This window comes from Pseudomonas sp. MEJ108, assembly GCF_030208985.1.
Classification (GTDB): domain Bacteria; phylum Pseudomonadota; class Gammaproteobacteria; order Pseudomonadales; family Pseudomonadaceae; genus Aquipseudomonas; species Aquipseudomonas fragariae.
In genome coordinates this window covers 1-25,002 of the sequence record NZ_JARVSW010000086.1, presented here as the reverse complement: position 1 = coordinate 25,002, position 25,002 = coordinate 1, and the positions used below count along the sequence as shown (strand labels likewise).

The 25,002-nt window shown below is 63.4% G+C and carries 4 protein-coding genes; all 4 read right to left on the bottom strand.

Going from position 1 to position 25,002, the window contains the following annotated elements:
• On the bottom strand, window positions 1–6,898 hold a 6,898-nt coding region (locus QRN50_RS25630; protein WP_285427655.1), incomplete at its 3' end, for a non-ribosomal peptide synthetase.
• A 1-nt stretch (window position 6,899) separates the two neighbouring features.
• A complete protein-coding gene (locus QRN50_RS25625; RefSeq protein ID WP_285427654.1) occupies window positions 6,900–13,364 on the bottom strand; it encodes a non-ribosomal peptide synthetase in 6,465 nt (2,154 codons plus the stop codon).
• Window positions 13,365–13,378: 14 nt separating this feature from the next.
• Window positions 13,379–21,379, bottom strand: a complete 8,001-nt coding sequence (locus tag QRN50_RS25620; RefSeq protein ID WP_285427652.1) for a non-ribosomal peptide synthetase — start codon at window positions 21,377–21,379, stop codon at window positions 13,379–13,381.
• Complete coding sequence (locus tag QRN50_RS25615; protein WP_096127029.1) at window positions 21,376–24,786, bottom strand: non-ribosomal peptide synthetase; 3,411 nt, start codon at window positions 24,784–24,786, stop codon at window positions 21,376–21,378. Before QRN50_RS25615 ends, QRN50_RS25620 begins: the two co-directional genes overlap by 4 nt.
• Window positions 24,787–25,002: the final 216 nt, after the last annotated feature.

Below are 25,002 nucleotides of genomic sequence, written 5' to 3'. Positions count from 1 at the left end.
TGCACGTCCAATGGGTCACGTCGATGGCCGCTTCGGTGGGGCCATACAGGTTGTACAGACCGGCCAGCGGCAGACGCTTGAGCACCTGGGCGGCCAGTTCGGCAGGCAGTGCTTCACCGCTGCATACCACCCGACGCAGCGTGTTACAGCTTTCCACCTGCGGATGAGTCATGAACGCCTGCAGCATCGACGGCACGAAATGCAAAGTCGTGACCTGATGCTCACGGATGGTCTGCACCAGCCGCTCGGGGTCGCGGTGATCGCCCGGTAGCGCCACGGCCAGACGTGCGCCGGTCATCAGCGGCCAGAAGAATTCCCAGACCGACACGTCGAAACTGAACGGCGTCTTTTGCAGAACCGTATCGCTGCCATCCAGCGCGTAGGCCTTCTGCATCCAGTGCAGACGGTTGACCAGCGCACGATGGCTGTTGCCCGCTCCCTTGGGTTTGCCGGTCGAACCCGAGGTGTAAATCACATAAGCCAGGTTCAGCGGGTGACTCAGGTTGACCGGGTTGGCAGTGCTGTAACCTTCCAGCCAGTCGACGTGCTGATCCAGGCACAGGCTCTGCACCTGGGGCGGAATCGGCAAACGCTCCAATAACGCCGTCTGGGTCAACAGCAGACCAATCCCGCTGTCCTGCATCATGTAAACCAGCCGATCTTCGGGATAATCCGGGTCCAGCGGTACATAAGCGCCGCCCGCTTTAATGATCGCCAGCAGACCGATGACCAGTTCCAGACTGCGCTCGACGCAGATCCCCACCAGCACGTCAGGGCCGACGCCCGAATCACGCAGACGATGCGCAAGCTGATTGGCGCGGGCGTTGAGTTGCGCGTAGCTCATCTGCTCGGCGGCGAAGATCAGTGCCGGAGCGTCCGGTATCGCACGCACCTGAGCTTCGATCAGGCTGTGCAGGCAGTCTTCGCTGGGGAAGTCTGCGGCTGTGGCGTTCCAGTCGTGGAGAATCTGCTGCTGCTCGTTGTCATTCAACAGCGCCAGTTCGCCAAGCGCCGCCTGCGCGTCATGCGTCAGCGCCTGCAGGACCTGCTGAAAATGCGCCGACAACTGCGCCATCTGCTGCTCGCTGAAGTACTGACGGGCGTAACTGAAGCGCAACGACAGGGTTTCACCGAGATTGACCACCAGCGTCAGTGGGTAATGCGTCTGCTCCTGCGTGTGCAGACCACCGAATACCAGTCCCGGCGGCGCAGCCTGTTGCAAGGCTTCGGAAACCGGGTAGTTTTCGAACACCAGAATAGTGTCGAACAGCGCCTCGCCAGCGCTGCGTGCCCAACGCTGAATCTCGTACAGCGGTGTGTGTTCGTGCTCTCGCAAGGCGATGTTCTGCGCCTGCACCTGTTGCACCCACTCCGCCACGCGCTGCTCTGCACGTGGGCTGGCGATCACCGGCAGAGTATTGATGAACAGCCCGAGCTGCTCCTCGACACCCGGCAGGTCCGCCGGACGCCCTGCCACGGTTGCGCCGAAGGTGACGCTGGACTGCCCCGTGTAGCGTTGCAGCACCAGCAGCCAGGCCGATTGCACCAGTGTGTTGAGGGTCACGCGCTGCTCGCGGGCAAACTCGCTCAGTTGCCGGGTGTTCTCGGCGTCGATCAAGTGCAGGTAATCACCATGTCCCTGCCCGCTATCAGGCGCCTTGAAGGCCTGCACCAGACGCGTTGGCTCATCGAGTCTGGCCAGCTGACCGGTCCAGAAACGCTCGCTGAGCCCGGCATCCTGGCGCTGCAACCATTCGATGTAGTCGCGATAGCGGCTGACCTGCCTAGGCTGTGTCTGGCCGCTATAACGCTGCAGCACTTCACCTAACAAACGCGAGCTGCTCCAGCCGTCCATGAGGATGTGATGGCTGGTGTAGATCAGTTGATGGCTCTGCTCGCCGGTGCGTAATACGGCCAGGCGCAGCAACGGCCCGTGGGCCAGATCGAAACCCTGCTGGCGGTCGGCGTCGGCCCATTGGTCGATCCAGCCGGACGACTGCCCCCGCGCATCCAGCTCGACAAAAGGCATGCGCACATCACGCAAGACCACTTGCAGCGCTGGCTGCAGATGGCTGATGAAAGCACTGCGCAGCACCTCATGGGCATCCAGCGTGGCCTGCCAGGCGGCGCGGAAACGCGGCACGTCCAGACCGCTGACTTCGATGCGCATCTGGTTGATGTAATTGCCCGCCTCCTGCTCGAACAAGGTGTGGAACAGCATGCCCTGCTGCATCGGTGCCAGCGGGTAGAGGTCTTCGATCTGCCCGACAGCTATCGGCAAACTGCTCAACTGTGACTGGCTCAGGCGCGCCAGCGGGAAGTCCGACGGAGTCGCCCCGGCCACGCCTTCGGTGGTGCAATGGGCAATCAATTGTTGCAATTCGGCGGCGTACTCATCGGCCAGGCGCTGCAAGGTCTCGCGCTCGAACACCGCGCCGCTGAAGGTCCAGCTCAGGCGCAGCTCACCGGCATAGACCTGACCGTTGATGCTGATCGGCGCAGCCAGCGGCGCATCGGCACTCTGTGAGGCACCGCTGCTGTCGGCCGAGGGTGTGAACAGTGCCTCTGGTGCGTCGAAGCTGCCGTCGAACTGCCCCAGGTAATTGAACACGATGCTGCCCAGCGGCAGGGCTTGCAGGATCTGCCGCGCCGATTCGCGGCCCAGGTAGCGCAACGCGCCGTAACCGACGCCCTTGTCGGGCACTGCGCGCAGTTGCTCCTTGATGGTCATGATCGAGTCGGCCAGCGAGGCCTGCGGGGTAAGCCTGACCGGGTACACATTACTGAACCAACCCACCGTGCGGCTCAGGTCCAATGCGTCGAACAGGTCTTCGCGGCCGTGGCCTTCAAGACGAATCAACGCATGCGGTTGCGCGGTCCAGCGGCTGACCACCCGCGCCAGCGCGGTCAGCAGCAGGTCATTGATCTGCGTGCGGTAGGCCGCCGGGGCGTCCTGCAGCAGTTGCCGGGTCAGTTCGCTGTTCAGTTGGGTGACCACCGACAGCGCATGCTGCTGTTGCTGACCGCCGTGCGGATGATCGCAAGGCAAGGCGTCGCTGACGTCCTGCAGCTGCGCCTGCCAGTAACCCAGTTCCTGTTCCAGCGCCGGGCTTTGCGCGTAGGCCTGCAAATGCTCGGCCCAGGCTTGCAGCGAGCTGGTTTTCGCCGGCAACAGCGCTGGCTGGCCTGATGCCAGAGCTACGTACGCCTGTTGCAGGTCTTCCAGCAACACCCGCCATGACACGCCGTCCACCAGCAGATGATGAATCACCAGCAACAAGCGCTGTTCGCCTTGCGGCAGGTTGATCAGCACGGCACGCAGCAACGGGCCGTTTTTCAGGTCCAGGCTGCGTTGCGCCTCATCGGCCAGCTCAGGCAAGTGCTCGATGCTGTTCAACTCATGGGCCCAGAGCAGCTCGCGAGTGTTCGGCGCGCCGAAGGTGGCCTGCCATTGGCCGCTCTGCCGGGTGAAACCCAGACGCAACGCATCGTGCTGTTCGACCAACGCAGTCAATGCCGACTGAAGATGATAGGCCTCAAGCGTTTGCAGAGGCTTGAGCATCAGCGCCTGATTCCAGTGCTGACGCTGGGGGATGTCCAGTTCGAAGAAGCGCGCCTGGATTGGCAGCAACGGCAGCGAACCGCTGATCTGCTCTGCCACAGCGTCGGGCTTTTTCTGAATCAGTTTTGCCACCGAAGCCAACTGGCCGATGGTCTGTTTTTCGAACAATTGCTTGGGGCTGAGCTTGATGCCCTGGCGCTTGGCGCGGGCGATGATCTGCAGACTGAGGATCGAATCGCCGCCCAGTTCGAAGAAGTTGTCGGTGCTGCCGACCTGTTCCAGTTTCAGCACGTCCGCCCACACGGCGGCGAGCTTTTCCTCGATCTCGCCGACCGGCGCGGTGTAGCGCTGTTTGACCACGCCGGGCATGGGCAAGGCGCGCTTGTCGAGCTTGCCGTTGGCGGTCACTGGCAGACGCTCCAGAAGCATGATCTGCGCGGGCACCAGATACTCCGGAAGGCGGGCAGCCAATTGCTCGCGCAGTTTGTCGACGTTAAGGCTCGTGCCGCCCGCCGCCACGCAATAGGCCACCAGTTGCAGACGTGTCTCATCGCTTTCCAGCGGCTGCGCCAGCACCACGGCTTCGGCGACGTCTTCCAGGGTTTGCAGAAGCTGGCCGACCTCCCCCGGCTCAACCCGATAGCCGCGGATTTTCACCTGATCGTCAGCACGGCCCAGGTATTCCAGCACGCCATCCACCCACCGCGCGCGGTCGCCCGCCCGGTACAGGCGCTGACCGTTGGCGTCCGGGTCCGGCACAAAGCGTTCGGCGGTCATTGCCGCACGGCCCAGATAGCCCTGCGCCAGCCCGCAACCGCCCAGATACAGTTCACCGGCCACCCGTTCGGCCACCGGATTGAGGTAAGCGTCCAGTACCCGCGCCTTACCGTTGGCCAGCGGCTGACCGACCGGCACACTGCGGCAGGCGCTGAGAGGCCCCGCCACTTCGTGGGTCAGGATGCCGACCGTGGTTTCGGTCGGGCCGTAGTGGTTGATGACGCGGCAGCCCGGTTTGAGCGCACGCACCTGCTCGACCAACGCCCAGGCGCTGGCCTCTCCCCCCAGAATCAGCACCTGCCCTGGCAGCACGTCCGCCGGGTTGGCGGCCTGCAGCAGGCCCTGCAAATGGCTGGGCACGATTTTCAGCACGTCAACCTGATGCTCGGCCATGTAACGCGCAAAACCGTCCGGGTCGAACGCCTGTTCGTGAGACAGCAGGTGCAGCGTCCGGCCGGACGCCAGCGCACCGAACAACAGCGTGTGCCCCAGGTCGGCAGCGACCGTCGACACCATCGCCATGCTCGCCCCGTCGTTCAATGCCAGGCGCTCAAGCACGCCCTGCACATAGTTGGCCAGCGCGCCGTGGCTGATCACCACGCCCTTGGGCTGCCCAGTGGAGCCGGAGGTGTAGATGATGTACGCCGCTTGCCCGGGCAGCACCCGAACGTCCAGCGTCTGGCTGTCGACAGCGGCCCACAGCGCAGCATCGAACGCCAGCACCGGGCACACGCCCAACCGCGCGGCCTTGTCGTCATCGGGCGCATGCACCAGCAGCACCGCGCCGCTGTCACGGACCAGTTGCTGCAGGCGCTCGGCCGGTTGCGCGCTGTCCAGCGGCAGGTACACCGCGCCCAGCTTCAGCACCGCCAGCAGGCTGACCACCCATTCCACGGAGCGGTCCAGGCACAGCGCGACGGTCATGCCCGGTTTGATGTCCTGGGCGTGCAGGTAGCGGGCGAATTGATTACTGTGTGTCTCAAGCTCGTCAAAGCTCAACACCTGCGGGCCCACACGCAACGCAGTCTTGCCACGCCCGGCACGCAGGCCCTGTTGCCAGAGGCTGAGGAAATCGGGGCAGGCAAAGTCCTGGGTTTGCTCGGCGACCGGTGACGATATCGCGTGAGGATGATCGGCCAGACGCCGGTCGGTGTCCGAAACCAGTGCTTGCAGCACGCTGCGCAGCGCGTCGGCAATGCGCTCGATGCTCTGCGCTTCGAACAGGTCGGTGGCGTAGGTGAAATAACCGCGTATCCCGTCGGGCGTGTCGGTGAAGTCGAAGGCCAGATCGAAACGCGCATCTCTGCTGTCCATCGGGAACTCATCGACCGTCAGGCCCGACACGCGCTGCCCGTTGCCATCGGCCGCCAGCACGTGCTGATTGATCTTGAACTGGAACAGCGGGTTGTGACCCGGATTGCGCTCCGGCGCCAGGGCATCTACCAGGTGCTCGAACGGCAGTTCCTGATGCGACTGCGCGCCCGTCACCACCTGCTTGACCTGATCCAGCAGCTCGGCAAAGCTCTGCCGCTCGTCCACCTGCACACGCAGCACCTGAGTGTTGATGAAAAAGCCGATCAGCCCTTCCAGCTCGCTGCGGGTGCGCCCGGCATTGGGTGCGCCGATGCGGATGTCGGACTGCCCGCTGAAACGCGACAACACCACCGACAGCGCCGCCAGCGTCACCATGAACAGGGTCTGGCCGTTGTTGCGCGCCAGGCTTTTCAGTTGCGCGGAGAGTTGCTGCGGCAGGTCGACGCGCACCATTGCACCGCGATGGCTGGGTTGCAGCGGACGCGGATGATCCAGTGGCAGGCTCAGCAGCGGATGTTCGCTGCCCAGTTGCTGTTTCCAGTAGTCCAGTTGCCGCTCGCCCTCCCCGGCCTCCAGCCAGGCGCGTTGCCAGATCGCGTAGTCGGCGTACTGAACCGCCAGCTCGGGTAACGGAGCCGGCTGTCCGGATACCTGCGCCTGATAAAGCTGCACGAACTCGCGAATCAGCACTTCGCCGGACCAGCCATCGGATACCACGTGATGCATGCACACGGTCAGTACGTGTTCGCGTTCACTCAGCTGGAACAGTTTGACCCGCAGCAGCGTACCGCTCAGCAGATCGAAGGGCTTTTGCAACTCGGCGCGTACCTGCTGCTCGATGTCTGCGGGCGCCACCGACGCGAACTCAAGGGCGACCGTGGCCTGCTCGAGAATCTCCTGGTAGAACGAGCCGTCCTCTGACACGAAGCGGGTGCGCAGGGTTTCATGGCGTTGCACCAGCCGGTCCAGCGCCGCGCTCAGGGCCTGCCGGTCCAATGCGCCATTCAGACGCACGGCCATGGGCACGTTGTAGGCCGCGTTGCCCGGTTCCATCTGCCAGAGGAACAGCATGCGCTGCTGCGCGTAAGACAGCGGAATACGCGCTGCGGCATGCCGGGTCACGGCGATGGGCAGCAGTTTGAAGCTCTGTCCGGTCTCGTGCATCTTGGCGAGGATCTGCCGGCGCTGTTCGACGGGCAAGCCGACGAAACGCTGGGCGATACGCTCTGCTGCAGACTTGTCCATGTCAGATACCCGCCATTTCATTCATCATTTTTTCAATATCGGACAAGCCGTCCTCGGTCAGCGACAGGCCACTGTCGGCGAAGGCCTGAATAAATTCGTTCAATTGCGGTTTCTCGAAGATCAGGCGCAGCGGAATGTCGATTCCCAGGCCGCTGTGGATTCTGGAAATCAGCTGCGTCGCCAGCAGCGAGTGGCCACCGAGCTCGAAGAAATCGTCGCTCAGGCCGACACGCTCGACTTTCAGCACATCGGCCCAGATCGCCGCTATCTGCTGCTCCTGCTCGGTACACGGAGCGACGTACTGGCGCTGCAACTGGCTGGCGTCCGGTTTCGGCAGTGCCTTGCGGTCGAGCTTGCCGTTGGCGCTCAGCGGCATCCTGTCGAGGAGGATGAAGTGCGTGGGCACCATGTAATCCGGCAGCGATTCCTTGAGGAAGGCTTTGAGCGCATCACGCAACTGATCGTCATGGTGCTCGACCACCAGATACGCCGCCAGCTGCTTGCCGGACGAGCCGTCAACGTCGATCACCACCGCCTCATGAACGCTGTCGTGCTCCAGCAGGCTGGCTTCGATTTCGCCCAGTTCGATGCGCAAGCCGCGAATCTTCACCTGGTGGTCGATACGCCCTACGTAGTCGATGACGCCCGCGTCGCGATAACGCGCCAGATCGCCGGTGCGGTACAGCCTGCCGCCGCCCTGCTCGTCGAACGGGTCCGGCACGAAACGCTCAGCCGTCAGTGCGGCACGGTTGTGATAACCGCGTGCCAGACCGACGCCACCCAGATACAACTCCGCCGCCACGCCCTGTGCGGCAGGCAGCAGGCCGTCGTCGAGGATGTGGGTTTTCAGGTTGTCGATTGGCCGCCCGATCGGCACGCGGAGGATGTCATCCGTGCTGCACGTCCAATGGGTCACGTCGATGGCCGCTTCGGTGGGGCCATACAGGTTGTACAGACCGGCCAGCGGCAGACGCTTGAGCACCTGGGTGGCCAGCTCTGCAGGCAGTGCTTCACCGCTGCATACGACCCGACGCAGCGTGTTACAGCTTTCCACCTGCGGATGAGTCATGAACGCCTGCAGCATCGACGGCACGAAATGCAAAGTCGTGACCTGATGCTCACGGATGGTCTGCACCAGCCGCTCGGGGTCGCGATGATCACCCGGCAGCGCCACGGCCAGGCGTGCGCCGGTCATCAGCGGCCAGAAGAATTCCCAGATCGACACGTCGAAACTGAACGGCGTTTTCTGCAAAACGGTGTCGGATTCGTTCAGCCCGTAGGCCTTCTGCATCCAGTGCAAGCGGTTGACCAAAGCACGATGGCTGTTACCCGCGCCCTTGGGTTTGCCGGTCGAACCCGAGGTGTAAATCACGTAAGCCAGATTCAGTGGATGGCTGAAGCTGACTGGATTTGCAATGCTGTAACTCTCCAGCCAGTCGCCGTCCTGATCCAGGCACAGGCTCTGCACCTGGGGCGGAACCGGCAAACGTTCCAATAATGCCGTCTGGGTCAGCAGCAAGCCAATCCCGCTGTCCTGCATCATGTAAGCCAGCCGATCTTCGGGATAATCCGGGTCCAGCGGTACATAAGCGCCACCCGCTTTAATGATCGCCAGCAGACCGATGACCAGTTGCAGACTGCGCTCGACGCAGATACCCACCAATACGTCCGGGCCGACGCTTGACTCACGCAGGCGATGCGCAAGCTGATTGGCGCGGGCGTTGAGGTGTGCGTAGCTCAGTTGCTCGGCGGCGAAAATCAGCGCCGGCGCCTCCGGCGTGGCGCGCACCTGAGCTTCGATCAGGCTGTGCAGGCAGTCCTCGCTGGGGAAGTCTGCGACTGTGGTGTTCCAGCCGTGGAGAATCTGCTGCCGTTCAGCCCTGTCGAGCATCGGCACTTCGGCGATCCGCTGTGCGGCATTGGCGCAGATGGCCTGCAACAAGGCCAGCCAGTGCCCGGCCATGCGCTCGATGGTGCGCGGGTCGAACAACGCTGTCGCGTAGGTCAGGCCAGCGCTCAGGCCACCGTCATGTTCAGCCGTGTTCAGGGTCAGGTCGAACTGCGCCGGGTAACTGTCCGGCAGCAGTGCCTCGACCTGCAGACCGGGCAGCGCGCGGACATCGGCGCTGGCCTGGCTCTGGTGATTGAACATCACCTGAAACAGCGGGCTGTGGCTGAGGCTGCGTTGGGGCTGCAGGGCTTCGACCAGTTGCTCGAAGGGCAGCTCCTGATGCGCCTGGGCTTGCAGGGCGGTGTGTTTGACCTGCTGCAGCAACTCGTTGAACGTCGTGTGCACGTCAAACTCGGCACGCAGCACCTGCGTGTTGACGAAGAAGCCGATCAGGCCTTCGGTTTCAGCGCGGTTGCGGTTGGCAATCGGCACGCCGACACGAATGTCCGACTGACCGCTATGACGGTGCAGCAGGCTCTGGAATGACGCCAGCAACAGCATGAACAGGGTCACGCCCTGTTGCCGCGCGACCTGCTTCAAGCCATCGATCAGCGCGGGTTCCAGTTCTACCGCCAGCCGCGCACCGGCATGGCTTTGCACCACTGGCCGCGGGTAATCGGCGGGCAGTTCCAGAATCGGCTGCTGATCGCCCAGTTGCTGCTTCCAGTAATCCAGCTGCCGGGCCTGCTCGCCGGCCTCCATCCAGGTCCGCTGCCACAGCGCGTAGTCCGCGTATTGCAGGTCCAGCGCGGTCAAGCTCACCTCACGGCCCTGACTGTAGCCCTCGTAAAGGCGCACCAGTTCATCGACCATGATCGGCATCGACCAACCATCGGAGACAATGTGATGCTGGGTCAGAATCAGCACATGCTCGTCGGTGTGCAGGTTCAGCAAACGGACTCGCAACAGCGGCCCTTGCTCCAGATCGAACGGGCGCTGCATTTCCTGCTGCACGCAGGCTTCAAGGGTCTGGTCGCTGGGCACCGACTCGACCGGCAGGGTCAAGGCGCGTGGCGCATGAATGACCTGTACGGCATGCTCGCCCTGCTGGCGGAAGGTCGTGCGCAGGGTTTCATGACGTGCGATCAGCGCGCTGAAACTGTGCTCCAGTGCCGCGATGTCCAGCGAACCGCGCAGGCGCAGGGCTGCGGGAATAACGTATGCCGTGTTCTCCGGGTCAAGCTGCCAGAGGAACCACTGCCGCTGTTGCGCATAGGAAAGCCCCAGCGGCTGCGTGCGGTCGGCCTTGATGAAGCGCGGCGCACCGTTGCCCTGCCCTGCGCCCGCTGCCAGCGCGAAGGCCGCCAGATCATGCGCTTCGAACAGGTCGCGTAACGACAGCTCGACATCCAGCTGCTGACGAATGCGCGAAATCACCTGAGTGGCCAGCAGCGAATGCCCGCCCAGCTCGAAAAAGTTGTCGCTGCGCCCGACCCGCTCGATCTGCAAAACATCGGCCCAGATCGCCGCCAGTTGCTGCTCCAGCTCGCCCTGCGGGGCGCTGTAGGTGGCCTGTAACTGACTGGCGTCCGGCGCAGGCAGCGCCTTGCGGTCCAGCTTGCCGTTGGCAGTCAGCGGCATGCTGTCGAGGACGATGAAATGGGTGGGCACCATGTAATCCGGCAGGTGCGCCCTGAGTTGGTTTTTAAGCATTTCACGCAGGGTTGGCTGGTCCTGATCAGGCTCAGCAGGCACCAGGTACGCCGCCAACTGCCCGTCCAGCGCCAGCACGTGCACTTCACGCACCGCCGGGTGCGCTTGCAGCCGCGCTTCGATTTCGCCCAGTTCGATACGGAAGCCACGAATCTTCACTTGGTGGTCGATGCGCCCGGCGTATTCGATGGTTCCGGCAGCGCGATAACGCGCCAGGTCGCCGGTGCGGTACAGACGGCCGCCCTCGTTGGAGAACGGGTCCGGCACGAAGCGTTCGGCAGTCAGCGCGGCGCGGTTGTGGTAACCCCGCGCCAGACCGGCATGGCCGATGTGCAGCTCGCCGCTGCAACCTTGGGCGACCGGGTTGAAATCGGCGTCCAGCACGTACCACGACAGGTCGGGAATCGCCTCGCCAATCGGGCTGGCGGGGTTCTGCGTGTCAGCCAGCGTGATCGGTCGATAGCTCACGTGCACGGTGGTTTCGGTGATGCCGTACATGTTGATCAGTTGCGGTGATTGATCGCCGAAACGCGCGAACCAAGGCTTCAGGCTCGCCACGTCCAGCGCCTCGCCGCCAAAGATGACTGTCTGCAGCGACAGCGGTAACGATGAATCGCAGGCCACGCGCATCAGTTGCTTGAACGCCGACGGCGTCTGGTTGAGCACCGTAACCTGCTGCTCGACCAGCAGCGCATGAAACTCTTCCGGCGAACGGGTCACTTCGCGGGGCACGATGACCAGTCGGCCGCCATGCAGCAGCGCGCCGAAAATCTCCCACACCGAGAAGTCGAACGCGAAGGAATGGAACAGTGTCCACACGTCCTTTTCGCTGAATTCGAACCACTCATCCGTGGCCGCGAACAGGCGCATCAGGTTGTGATGGGCGAGCAAGGTGCCTTTGGGTTTGCCGGTCGAGCCCGAGGTGTAGATCACATAGGCCAGGTTGTCCGGCGTAGTCTGATTGTGCGGGTTTTCCGTGCTGTAGCCGTCCAGTGCGTCAGCCAGATCGAGCGTCTGCACCTGTTCGGGGATCGGCAGTTTGCCAAGCAGATGCGCCTGGGTCAGCAACAGCTCGATACCGCTGTCCTGCATCAGGAAGCTCAAACGATCCTGCGGATAATCCGGGTCGAGCGGCACGTAAGCGCCACCGGCCTTGAGGATGGCCAGCAGTCCGACAATCATCTCCAGACCGCGCTCGGCAGCCAGCCCGACGCGCACATCCGGGCCGACGCCCTGCTCGCGCAGTTTGTGCGCCATCTGGTTGGCTCGCTGGTTGAGCCGCCGGTAACTCAGTTGCTCATCGCCAAAACTCAGGGCGATGGCCTGCGGGTTACCCTCGACCTGGGCCTCGATGCGTTGATGCGCGCAGTGCTCGCTTGGGTAGACCGCAAGATCGCGGTTCCAGTCACGCAGGGTGTACTGGCGTTCCTCGGCGCACAGCAATGGCAGGTCAGCGATACGCTGATTGACGTCGTGGCACATGCCGTTGAGCAGGTTGCGCCAGTGGCTGGCCATGCGCTCGATGGTCGATGCGTCGAACAGGTCGGTGGCGTAGGTCAGTGCGGCTGTCAGGCCGTCCGGGCGTTCGCAGGTGTCGAGGGTCAGGTCGAACTGCGCGGTGTGCTTGTCGGACACCTGATATTCCAGACGCAGCCCTGCCAGCTCACGGCTCTGGTTGTGGCCTTCGCTCTGGTGGTTGCAGGCCACCTGAAACAGCGGGCTGCGGCTCAGGTCGCGCTGCGGTTGCAAGGCTTCGACCAGTTGTTCGAACGGCAGGTCCTGATGGGCCTGCGCCTGCACAGCGGTGTGTCTGACCTGCTGCAACAGCCCGGCCACGGTGGTCTGCGTGGTGAATTCGGCCTTGAGCACCTGGGTGTTGACGAAGAAGCCGATCAGCCCCTGGGTTTCGCTGCGGGTACGGTTGGCGACCGGCACGCCTACGCGTATATCGGCCTGACCGCTGTAGCGATGCAGCAGGGTCTGAAACGAGGCCAGCAACAGCATGAACAGGGTGATGCCCTGTTGGCGCGCCAGGGTCTTGAGGTTATTCAACAGCGCGACATCCAGTTTGACATTGAGTCGCGCACCTTCGTAATTGCGCAGTGCCGGACGCGGCCGATCAGTGGGCAATTCCAGAATCGGCTGTTGCTCGCCCAGTTGCTGCTTCCAGTACGCCAGCTGGCGTTCCTGCTCGCCCATTTCCAGCCAGTTGCGCTGCCAGAGGGCGTAGTCGGCGTACTGGATCGGCAACGGCGCCAGTTTGATCTCGCGGCCCAGCGTGGCGGCCTGATAGCACTGCATCAGTTCGTCGACCATGATCGGCATCGACCAGCCATCGGAGACGATGTGGTGCTGGGTCAATACCAGTACATGCTCCTGCGCGCTCAGCCTGAGCAGCCTGACGCGCAACAGCGGTCCGTGTTGCAGATCGAAAGGCCGTTGTACTTCCTGATCCACATAACGCTCGACCGTTTCGCCAGCCGCCAGTTGCTCGACACCGAGCGCAAACGGCGACGCCGGATGCACCACCTGCAGTGCTTCATCGCCCTGCTGTTCGAACGTCGTGCGCAGGGTTTCGTGACGCTCGATCAGTTGCTCCACGCTGCGTCGCAATGCCTCGACATTCAGCGCACCGTGCAGGCGCAGCGCCAGCGGAATGTTGTAGGCCGCGCTGTGCGGCTCCAGTTGCCAGATGATCCATTGCCGCTGCTGCGCGTAAGAGAGCGCGGACGGTGCCTGCGTCTCCCTCACGGCAATCGGCGTGACCCCGTAGAGATTCACCCCTTGACGCTTGAGCAGCACCGCCAGCGCCTTGCGTTCACGGGCGGACAGCGATTTAACGGAGTCAAGCAACTGTTGCACTGGGGTCTCTCCTGCTAAGCAATCAAATTATCAATTTCCTCCGCTGATAAACGTTTGAGTGCCTCTAGTGATTTAGTCAATTCGTCCTGCGCGTGGTCACTTTCGCCATTTTTTTCCTGCAGCGTGGCGCAGAAGTCCGCCAGCAGCGGTTGCTCGAAGACATCCTTGAGGCTGACCTCGTGCTGCAACTGTTCGCGCACCCGCACGAGCATCTGCACCGCCAGCAGCGAATGGCCGCCGAGCTCGAAAAAGTTGTCGTTGCGCCCGACCTGCTCGACCTGCAACAGATCGGCCCAGATCGCTGCCAGTTGCTGCTCCAGCTCGCCTTGCGGAGCTCTGTAGGTAGCCTGCAACTGGCTGGCGTCCGGCGCAGGCAGCGCTTTGCGGTCCAGCTTGCCGTTGGCGGTCAGCGGCATGCTGTCGAGGACGATGAAATGGGTAGGCACCATGTAATCCGGCAGGTGCGCCCGGAGTTGGCTTTTCAGCGCTTCACGCAGGGTTGTCTGATCCTGATCAGGCTCAGTAGGCACCAGGTACGCTGCTAATTGCCCGTCGAGCGCCAGCACGCTGACTTCGCGCACAGCCGGGTGCGCCTGCAGCCGCGCTTCGATTTCACCCAGTTCGATGCGGAAGCCACGAATCTTCACTTGGTGGTCGATGCGCCCGGCGTATTCGATAGTTCCAGCAGCGCGATAACGCGCGAGGTCGCCGGTGCGGTACAGGCGGCCACCCTCGCTGGAAAACGGATCCGGCACGAAGCGCTCGGCAGTCAACGCGGCGCGGTTGTGGTAACCCCGCGCCAGACCGGCATGGCCGATGTGCAGCTCGCCGCTGCAACCTTGGGCGACCGGGTTGAAATCGGCGTCCAGCACGTACCACGACAGGTCCGGAATCGCCTCGCCAATCGGGCTGGCCGGGTTCTGCGTGTCGGCCTCGGCTATTGGTCTGTAGGTGACATGCACGGTGGTTTCGGTAATGCCGTACATGTTGACCAGTTGTGGCGTCTGATCGCCGAAGCGTTCGAACCAAGGCTTCAGGCTGGCGACGTCCAGCGCTTCGCCGCCGAAAATGACTTTCTGCAGCGATAGCGGCACCGATGAATCACAGGCCACACGCATCAGTTGCTTGAACGCCGACGGCGTCTGGTTGAGCACCGTGACCTGTTGTTCGATCAGCAACGCATGGAATTCTTCCGGCGAGCGGCTCACTTCGCGGGGCACGATGACCAGTCGGCCGCCATGCAGCAGCGCGCCGAAAATCTCCCATACCGAAAAGTCGAAAGCGAAGGAATGGAACAGCGTCCACACATCCTTTTCGCCGAATTCGAACCACTCATCCGTCGCGGCGAACAGGCGCATCAGGTTGTGATGGGCGAGCAAGGTGCCTTTCGGTTTGCCAGTCGAGCCCGAGGTGTAGATCACGTAGGCCAGGTTGTCCGGCGCGGTCTGATTGAGCGGGTTTTCCGTGCTGTAACCGTCCAGTTCGTCAGCTAGATCGAGCGTCTGCACCTGTTCGGGGATCGGCAGTTTGCCAAGCAGCGGCGCTTGGGTCAGCAACAGTTCGATACCACTGTCGTGCATCAGAAAGCTCAGGCGATCCTGCGGGTAATCCGGGTCCAGCGGCATGTAAGCACCACCGGCCTTGAGGATGGCCAGCAGGCCGACAATCATCTCCAGACCGCGCTCGGCGGCCAGCCCGACGCGCACATCCGGGCCGACGCCCTGCTCGCGCAGTTTGTGCGCAAGCTGGTTGGCGCGCTGGTTGAGCTGCCGGTAACTCAGTTGCTGATCGCCAAAACTCAGGGCGATGGCCTGCGGGTTACGCTCGACCTGGGCTTCGATGCGTTGATGCGCGCAGTGCTCGCTCGGGTAGCGCTGCACGCTTTGTGTCCAGGCGGTCGGCAATGCCAGTTCGCTGAGTCGCGTGGTTGCCGATGCGCAGAGGCTCTGCAGCAGGTGATCGAAATGCGCCGCCAGTTGCAGAATGCCTTCGGCGCTGAAGTGCTGGCGGTCGTAGCTGAAACGCACCGACAGCACCTCAGTGGCCTCGACCACCAGGGTCAGCGGGTAATGCGCCTGCTCCTGATTGCGCAGGTCGCTGAAGACCAGACCGTCCGGCGCGCGCTGAAGGGCTTCGGACACCGGGTAGTTTTCGAACACCAGAATGGTGTCGAACAACGCCTCGCCACTGTTGCGCGCCCAGCGCTGGATGTCATACAGCGGCGTGTGCTCATGCTCGCGCAGCGCAAGGTTCTTCGCCTGCACTTGCTGCACCCAGTCGGCCACCGTCTGCTCGGCACGCGGGCTGGCGATGACCGGCAAGGTGTTGATGAACAGCCCCAGTTGTTCTTCGACACCCGGCAACTCGGCCGGACGCCCGGCCACGGTCGCGCCAAAGGTCACACTGGACTGGCCGGTGTAGCGTTGCAGCAACAACAGCCAGGCCGATTGCAGCAGCGTATTGAGGGTGACGCGCTGCTCGCGGGCAAACGCGTTCAGGCGTCGGGTGCCATCGGCATCGATCAACTGGATGTAATCGCCGTAGCCCCCTCCCTGCGCCGAAGACTTGAACGCTTGCAGCAAACGGGTCGGCTCGTCCAGTTCCGCCAGCTGCGCAGTCCAGAAACGCTCGCTGAGGGCGGCGTCCTGATGCTGCAGCCACTGAATGTAATCACGATAGCGGCCTGCCTGTTTCGCTGGCATCTGGCCGCTGTAGCGTTGCAGCACTTCACCGAGCAGGCGCGAGCTGCTCCAGCCATCCATGAGGATGTGGTGGCTGGTATACACCAGATGCCACGCGTCGGCGGCGGTACGCAACACGGCCAGGCGCAACAATGGCCCTTGCGCCAGATCAAAACCCTGCTGACGGTCGGCCTGCGCCCAGTCGTCCAGCCAGCTTTCCGGCTGGCCGCGCGCATCCAGTTCGACAAAGGGCAACGTCACCTGGCGCTGCACCACTTGCAGCGACTGTTCGCGCTGACTGACAAAACAGCTGCGCAGCACGTCGTGATGGTCTACCGCGGCCTGCCATGCGCTGCGGAAACGCGGCACATCCAGCCCACGGATGTTCACCCGCAACTGATTGATGTAGTTGCCCGCGCCTTCATCGAACAGCGAATGAAACAGCATGCCCTGCTGCATCGGCGACAGCGGGTAGATATCGTCGATCTGGCCCGCCGCAATCGGCAGACCGTCAAGCTGCGCCTGGGTGAGGCGCGCCAGCTGGAAGTCCGACGGCGTGACGCCTTGATGCCCGGCCGTGCAATGTTCGATCAGGGTGGTCAGCGCCTGCTCGTAGCGACGCGCCAGGGTGTCGATGGTCGAGGCGTGATACACCTCGCGGCTGAAGCTCCAGTCCAGTTGCAACTGGCCGTCGAACACCTGACCGTTGAGGCTCAGCCAGTTGCCCAGCGGCCCGTCCTCGCACAGCGCAGTGCCTGCACTGTCGGCACTCGGTACGAACAGCGCGCCTTGATGTTCGTTGAAGCTGCCGTCGAACTGGCCCAGGTAATTGAACGTGACCCGCGCCTGCGGCAAGGCGGCCAGTTGCTGCGCGAAAGACGCCTCGCCCATATAGCGCAACACGCCGTAACCAATGCCCTTGTCGGGCACCGCACGCACTTGCTCCTTGATGCCAGCCAGGCTTGCACCCGGCGCGATCTGCGGCGTGAGGCGCACTGGAAACAGGCTACTGAACCAGCCGACGGTGCGGCTCAGATCAGTCTCGTCGAACAGGTCTTCACGGCCATGCCCTTCCAGCTGGATCAGCACCGAGGGCTGCTGGCTCCATTCGCAGAGGACCTGGGCCAGCGCCGTCAGCAGCAGGTCGTTGACGTGCGTGCGGTACGCGGCAGGCGCGACTTTCAGCAGCTTGTGGGTCAGGTCCCTGCTCAGCCATGACGACGCATGGGCCGCATCGCGATTGCGCATCGTGCCTTCGGGCTTGTCGCGAGGCAGCGGCTGGTCCGCGCCCTGCAAGGCCTGCAGCCAGTAATCGCGCTCGGCCTTCAGCGTCTGGCCGGTCGCGTACTGTTGCAATTGCTCGGCCCAACGCTGGAGCGACGTGGTTTTTGCCGCGAGTGCTACCGGCTGGCCTTGCGCCAGGGCGAGGTACGCCTGTTGCAGGTCTTCCAGCAACACCCGCCATGACACGCCGTCCACCAGCAGATGATGAATCACCAGCAGCAGGCGCTGTTCGCCTTGCGGCAGGTGGATCAGCACGGCACGCAATAGCAGTCCGTTTTTCAGGTCCAGGCTGCGTTGCGCCTCATCGGCCAGCTCAGGCAAGCGCTCGATGCTGTCCAGCTCATGGGCCCAGAGCAGCTCGCGAGTGTTCAGCGCGCCGAAGGTGGCCTGCCATTGGCCGTTCTGCCGGGTGAAACCCAGACGCAGTGCGTCGTGCTGTTCGACCAACGCAGTCAATGCCGACTGAAGATGAGCGGCCTCCAGCGTTTGCAACGGCTTGAGCATCAGCGCCTGATTCCAGTGCTGACGCTCGGGGATGTCCAGTTCGAAGAAACGTGCCTGAATCGGCAGCAACGGCAACGAACCGCTGATCTGCTCTGCCACAGCGACGGGCTTTTTCTGAATCAGTTTTGCCACCGAAGCCAGTTGGCCGATGGTCTGTTTTTCGAATAATTGCTTGGGGCTGAGCTTGATGCCCTGGCGCTTGGCGCGGGCGATGATCTGCAGACTGAGGATCGAATCGCCGCCCAGTTCGAAGAAGTTGTCGGTGCTGCCGACCTGTTCCAGTTTCAGCACGTCCGCCCACACGGCGGCGAGCTTTTCCTCGACCTCGCCGACCGGCGCGGTATAGCGCTGTTTGACCACGCCGGGCCTGGGCAAGGCGCGCTTGTCGAGCTTGCCGTTGGCGGTCAGCGGCAGACTGTCCAGCAGCATGATCTGCGCGGGCACCATGTAGTCCGGCAAGCGCGCAGTCAGTTGCTCGCGCAGGCTGTCGATACTCAGGTCCGCCCCGCCTGCCGCCACGCAATAGGCCACCAGTTGCAGGCGGGTCTGATCGTCATCGATGGGCAACGCCAGTACGCTGACCTGCGCCACCGAAGCCAGGCCCAGCAACACCCGCGCGACCTCTGCCGGCTCGACACGATAACCGCGCACTTTGACCTGATCGTCGGCCCGGCCGATGAATTCCAGCAGGCCCTGATGATTGCGGCGCATGCGATCACCGCTGCGGTAGGCGCGCGTGCCGTCCTGCGCGAACGGGTCCGGTACGAAGCGCTCGGCGGTCAGCGCAGGCTGGCCGATATAGCCCAGCGCCACGCTGTCACCGCCGATGTACAGCTCGCCGGCGACCTGAGTGCCGACCGGGTTCAGCACGTCATCCAGCACGTAGGCGCTGGCCCCTGGCAACGGCGTGCCGACCGGCACGCTGCGCAGAGGGTCGCCAGAGTGTGCAGTGCTCTGTGGGAAACATGGGAGCTGTGGGAGCGAGCTGGGCGACGCTTCGCTTGCTCGCGAAGAGGTTTGTACATTCTTGCGAGATGGGAAAGCCGGACTATCGCTTTCGCGAGCAAGCTCGCTCCCACAGGGATTCGAGTCCGCTTTCAATTTTTGATCAAGGCATGATGAAGCTGGCACCTCATAAGTCAGCACACCAACAGTGGTTTCGCTCGGCCCGTAGTGGTTGATCACCCGGCAACCCGGCTTGAGCTGACGCAACTGCTCGACCAGCGCCGGCGAGCAGGCTTCGCCGCCGACGATCAGTGCATGTTGCGGCAATACGTCGGCTGGCTGGCCGGCCTGCAACAGCGCGGCCAGATGACCGGGGACGATTTTCAGCACGCCCACCTGATGCTCGGTCATGTAGGCCGCAAAGGCATCCGGGTCGAAACCCAACGCCTCGGTCAGCACGTGCAGCGTGCGCCCCGAACACAGCGCGCCGAACAGCACGGTATGGCCGAGGTCGGCGGCGATGGTCGAGACCAGCGCCATGCTTGCCTCTGGCGCCAGATGCAGTTGTTCCAGCAAGCCGCGCAGGTAACTGGCCAGCGCACCCTGGCTGACCAGTACGCCCTTGGGCTGCCCGGTCGAGCCGGAGGTATGAATCACGTAGGCGGCCGAATCGGCTGAAGGCCGGGTGTCAGGGCGACTGACAGGCAGGTCCTGCCACAGCGCAGGCGTCCAGGTCAGGCCCTGACAACCGGCAACACCCAATGACGTCTGCCGCACATCACCCTCAGCACACAGCAGCACCCTCGCCTGCGCATTGATCAGCATCTGTTGCAGTCGCGCATCGGGGGCTTTGACGTCCAGCGGCATGTACACGCCGCCGGCCTTGAAAATTGCCAGCACGGCGGTCAGCCAGTCTAGCGAACGCTCCATCAATACTGCGACCGGCTGGCCCTCGCTGATGCCCATGCGGATCAGGTGATGGGCCAACTGATTGGCGGCCTGCTCCAGTTGCAGCGTGGTCAACGTGCGCTCCAGGCAGCGGGCTGCCTGGGCATGAGGTTGCCGTTCGACCTGCCGATCCCACAGTTGCAGCATGTGCGGCGCGGGTTCGCGAACTTCGCGCCTCGGCTCGACCGTCAGTGCTCCCAGGCTGAACAGCGGTGCCTGCGGGGCGTCGAGCAGGGTTTCGAACAGTGCGAGCAGTTCCGGGATGAAACCTTCGACGGTGGTGCGTCGATACAGGTCGCTGGCGTAGGCCATGTCGCCGTGGATCAGTGTGCCATCATCCGTGATATCCAGCGCCAGATCGAAATGCGCACCCTGTTTGTCGAAGGCATATTCGCTGACCTCCAGCCCGGCCAGCCTGAGCGCGGTTTTCTGCTTGAGGACCACGTTCTGGTTGAACTTGGCCTGGAACAGCGGGTTGTGGCCCAGGCTGCGCTCGGGTGCCAGTTGATCGACCAGTTGTTCGAAGGGCACGTCCTGATGCGCCTGCGCACCGAACGAGGTGTCGCGAATCTGCGCCAACAAGTCAAGGTAGCTCAGGCGTTCGTCCACCTGGCAGCGCAAGACCTGAGTGTTGATGAAGAAGCCGATCAACCCTTCGGTTTCCGCGCGACCGCGGTTGGCATTCGGCACGCCGATGCGGATATCACGCTGCCCGGCCTTGCGCGACAGAAACAGCGAAAAGCCGGCCAGCACAAGCATGAACAGGGTCATGCCCTGTGTACGTGCAAAGGCGTTGAGCCGCCGCGACAGATCAACGCCGAAATCGAAGCGCAGGTGCTCGCCCTGATAGCTCTGCGTGGCCGGACGCGGGAAATCCGGCGCAGCGTCCAGCAACGGCTGCTCTTCGCCCAACTGGTTACGCCAGTAGTCCAGCTGACGTGCGCCCTCGCCTGCCTCCAGCCAGCTGCGCTGCCAGATCGCATAGTCGGCGTATTGCAGCGGCAGTTCCGGCAGTGCGGGCTCGCGACCTTCGCAGTACGCCTGATAGCAGTGCACGAACTCCTGAATCATCACGTCCATCGACCAGCCGTCGGAGACGATGTGGTGCATGCTCACGATCAGCACATGCTCATCGCCCGCCAGGCGGAACAGGTGCGCGCGCAGCAGCGGCCCGGTGCGCAGATCAAACGGCTGGCCGTTGACTGTGGCCACTTGCAGCGCCAGCTCGGCATCGCGCAGTTCGACATCGGCCAGACCGGCCAAATCAATGCTTTCCAATGCGACTGTCTGGTCGTGCATCAGCACCTGCTGCGCCTGATCGCCATCGGTGTGAAACACCGTGCGCAGCACCTCGTGGCGTTCGATCAGATGATCGAATGCGCGGCGCAACGCCGACTCGTTCAACGTGCCGCGCAGACGCAGGCCGGTGGTCATCTTGTACGCGTCGCTCGACGGATCGAGCTGCCAGAGGAACAGCAGGCGTTGCTGAGCGAAGGACAGCGGAATGGCGCTGACATCATGCCGACTGACCGGCACCGGCAACAGGTTGAAATCCTTGCCTTCCTGGCGCAACCGGGCGAGGAACTGCTGGCGTTGCTCCAGCGACAGGCCGACAAAACGTTTCGCGATGCGTGCAGCAGTGGTCCCGGTCATGCGCCGAATTCCTCCAGTGAATCCATGAACTGGTCCATGTCGCTCCAGTCGTTGTCCGTGCTGTTGTCGGTCAGCGCTGCCACTTCGACGGCGAGCTCACTGAGCAGCGGTTTTTCAAACAGGGTGCGCAGCGGCAGGCTGATGCCCAGTTGCGTCTTGATCCGGGCGATGACTTGCGCGGCGAGCAGCGAATGCCCGCCCAGTTCGAAGAAGTGATCGTCCAGGCCCACCTGGGGTGCGTGCAGGACGTCCTGCCAGATGGCCGCCAGGCAGATTTCCACCTCGCTGCGCGGCGCCCGATAACGCGCCTGCAACTGGCTTGCGTCGGGGGCTGGCAATGCCTTGCGGTCCAGCTTGCCGCTGGGCGTCAGGGCCAGCTCCGGCAACAGCAGCATGTGCGTCGGTACCATGTAATCCGGCAGGCTGGCTTGCAACTGGCTGCGGATGCTCTGGCGCAGCGCCAACTGTTCAGCCTCTGTGGAGGCGGCAACGTCCGGCACCGCGTAGGCGACCAGCTGCGTGCTGCCCGCCAGTTCGACGGCCAGCACCACGGCCTCGCGCACGCCCTTGCATTGCTGCAGGCGCGATTCGATCTCGCCCAGTTCAAGGCGGAAACCGCGAATTTTCACTTGATGATCGACCCGCCCGATGTACTCGACAGCGCCATCGGCACGCAGTCGGGCGCGGTCGCCGCTGCGATACAGGCGCTCACCGCTACCAAACGGATCGGCGACGAAACGTTCGGCACTCAGACCCGGCTGGGCGTGATAACCCCGCGCCAGGCCAGGACCACCGATGTACAACTCGCCCACCGCACCTTGCGGCAGCAGGTTCATTTGATCGTCGAGAACGTACAGGCGTCGTCCTGTCAGCGCCTGGCCAATCGGCACGCCGCGCCATGACACCTGCTGCGGGGTCAGCGTGCTGCAATCATGGATGCTCGACACCACGGTGGCTTCGGTCGGACCATAGGTATTGAGCAGCCGCACATGCCCCAGCCCGGCCTCGTGCCACAGGCGCAGACCTTCGACGGCCATGGCTTCGCCGCCGACATGCACCTGCCGTAGCGCGCCGTAATGCGCGGGCGGGCTGGCGGCGAAGTCCTGAACCAGCGTCAGCCAATAGGCCGCGGGCAAGTCGGCGAGGGTCACGCCGTGCTCGACGATGGCCTGATGGAAGGTGGCGCTGTCCCACAGGCGTTCGTCACGCAGCACAACGGCCGCACCGCGACACAACGGTGGGTAGAACTGCTCGACGAAGCCGTCGAAGCTGTGGGTGGCGAATTGCAGGACCCGGTCGCCTTCGTGCAGGTCACTGTAGTCAGCACCCAGGGTGACGAATTCAGCCAGCGCCGCATGACTGATCGCCACGCCTTTAGGCCGCCCGGTCGACCCCGAGGTGTAGATCACGTAGGCCAGACTGGCCGGATCGATCGGGCCGTCGAGGTTTTGCACGCTGGCGGTTTCGCTGTTCATCCGATCGATGCACAGGCATTGAATATCAGCCAGTTCAGGCAGCCCGGTCAGCTGATCGCTATGGGTCAGCAGCAGTTTCACGCCACTGTCCTCGACTACATGACGCAAGCGTTCGCTCGGCGCATTCAGGTCCAGTGGCACATAGGCACCGCCAGCCTTGAGCACGGCGAGCAGCGCCACGGGCATGTCCAGCGAGCGGCCTAGCGCCACGCCGACCAGCACGTCCGCACCGACACCCCGCTCGCGCAGTTGCCAGGCCAGACGGTTACTGCGCTGGTTCAGTTCGGTGTAGCTCAGGCTCGGCGATTGACCTTCATGGGCGAGGATCAGCGCCAGTGCGTCCGGTGTGCGTTGTACTTGCGCTTCGAACTGGCGATGCGCGGGAGTTGTGGTGTCGGCTTTGGTGGCGTTGTCGACATCCAGCAGTTGCGTGCGCTCGTCGGCCGAGAGCATCGACAGCTCGGCGATGGTCTGCAGCGGGTCGGCACAGACAGAGGCCAACAGGTTGCGCCAGTGCCCGGCCAGGCGAGCGATGGTCGACTCGTCAAAGATGTCGGTGGCGTAGGTGAAGGCGGCATGCAGTTGCTCGCCTTCACCGCTGGTGGCCAGCATCAGGTCGCTGGCGGCAGCGTGCGAGCGCTGCGCCAATGCCTGTTGTTCGGCGGGCAGATTGGCCACGCGCAGGCCGCCGCTCAACTGTTTGTCGAGCAGGTCGGCCACCACCGGCTGGTGATTGAACATCACCTGAAATAAAGGGTTATGGCTCTGGCTGCGCTCCGGCTGCAGGGCGTCGATGATCGCATCGAATGGCAACTCCTGATTCGCCTGGGCACCGGTCGAGGCGTCGCGCACGATGCTCAACAGGTCGACGAAGCGGGTCTGCGCCGTCACTTCACTGCGCAGTACCTGAGTATTGATGAAGCAGCCGATCAGCCCTTCGGTTTCGCTGCGGGTGCGGTTGGCGATCAGGCCGCCGACACGAATATCGGTCTGCCCGCTGTAGCGATGCAGCAGGCTTTTGAAGGCCGCCAGCAGCACCACGAACAGGGTGACGCCCTGGCGTTGCGCGAGGCTTTTCAGGTGGCGCAGCAGCTCGGGCTCCAGTGCCAGCTCCAGGCGCGCGCCGTCGTGGCTGGGCAAGGCCGGATACGGACGGTCGGTGGGCAGCTCCAACAGCGGATGCTCTTCGCCCAGGTGGCTGCGCCAGTAGTCCAGCTGACGCTCCTGCTCACCGGCTTCCAGCCAGCTGCGTTGCCAGACCGCATAATCGCGGTACTGCACGAGCAGCGGCTGAAAAGGCAGCGGTTTGCCGGCCAGCAGCGCGTCGTAGCCGCGCAGCCATTCGTCGATCAGCACGTTCATCGACCAGCCATCGGTGATCATATGGTGCAGGTTGAGCAGCAGCAGGTGCTCCTGTTCGGCCAGACGCAGCACCTGCACGGTGAACAGCGGCCCACGCTGCAGATCGAAGGTTTGTGCGCCCTGTTCGGCCATGGCCTGCCGCGCACTGGTCCAGCGCTGTTCGGGCGGCAAGGCGCTCAGATCGGTCAGGCGGATGCTCACTGGCGCTGGCGGCGCAACACGCTGAAACGCCCGGTCGCCCTCCTGGCCGAAAGTGGTGCGCAGGCTTTCATGTCGCTCGACCAGCGCACTGAAGGCCCGTTCCAGCAGCGGCAGCTCCAGCGGACCGTTCAGGCACACCGACATCGGCAGGTTGTAGGCCGCGCTGTGCGGGTCCAGTTGCCAGAGAAACCACATGCGTTGCTGGGCATAGGACAGGCCATCACGCTCGGCCAGGCCGGCACAGGAAGGGATCGGGAACAGCGAGAAATCCATGTTCTCCTTGCGCATGCCGTCGAGGAACAGGCGGCGTTTTTCAAGGGGTAACTCGACAAAACGGCGGGCGAGTTTCTGGGCGTGTTCGAGGTTCATGGGTCGATCCTTGCTGAGTGGGGCTGACCGTCGGGCGGGGTCGTATCAACAAGAACGAATTGGCGAGGAAATATTTAGAAAGGTTCGTTGCGGTGGTAGCCGGGCGCTTCTCGTTCCTCACGCTCCAGCGTGGGAATGCAGTTCAAGACGCTCTGCGTCAAAAGAGGACGCGGAGCGTCCAGAACGGCGTACCGACGCGGAGCGTCGGCACGATAA

Excerpts from the sequence above, each read along its gene's own strand:
- QRN50_RS25615 (WP_096127029.1), bottom strand. The coding sequence starts at position 24,786 with ATGAACCTCGAACACGCCCAGAAACTCGCCCGCCGTTTTGTCGAGTTA.
- QRN50_RS25620 (WP_285427652.1), bottom strand. The coding sequence starts at position 21,379 with ATGACCGGGACCACTGCTGCACGCATCGCGAAACGTTTTGTCGGCCTG.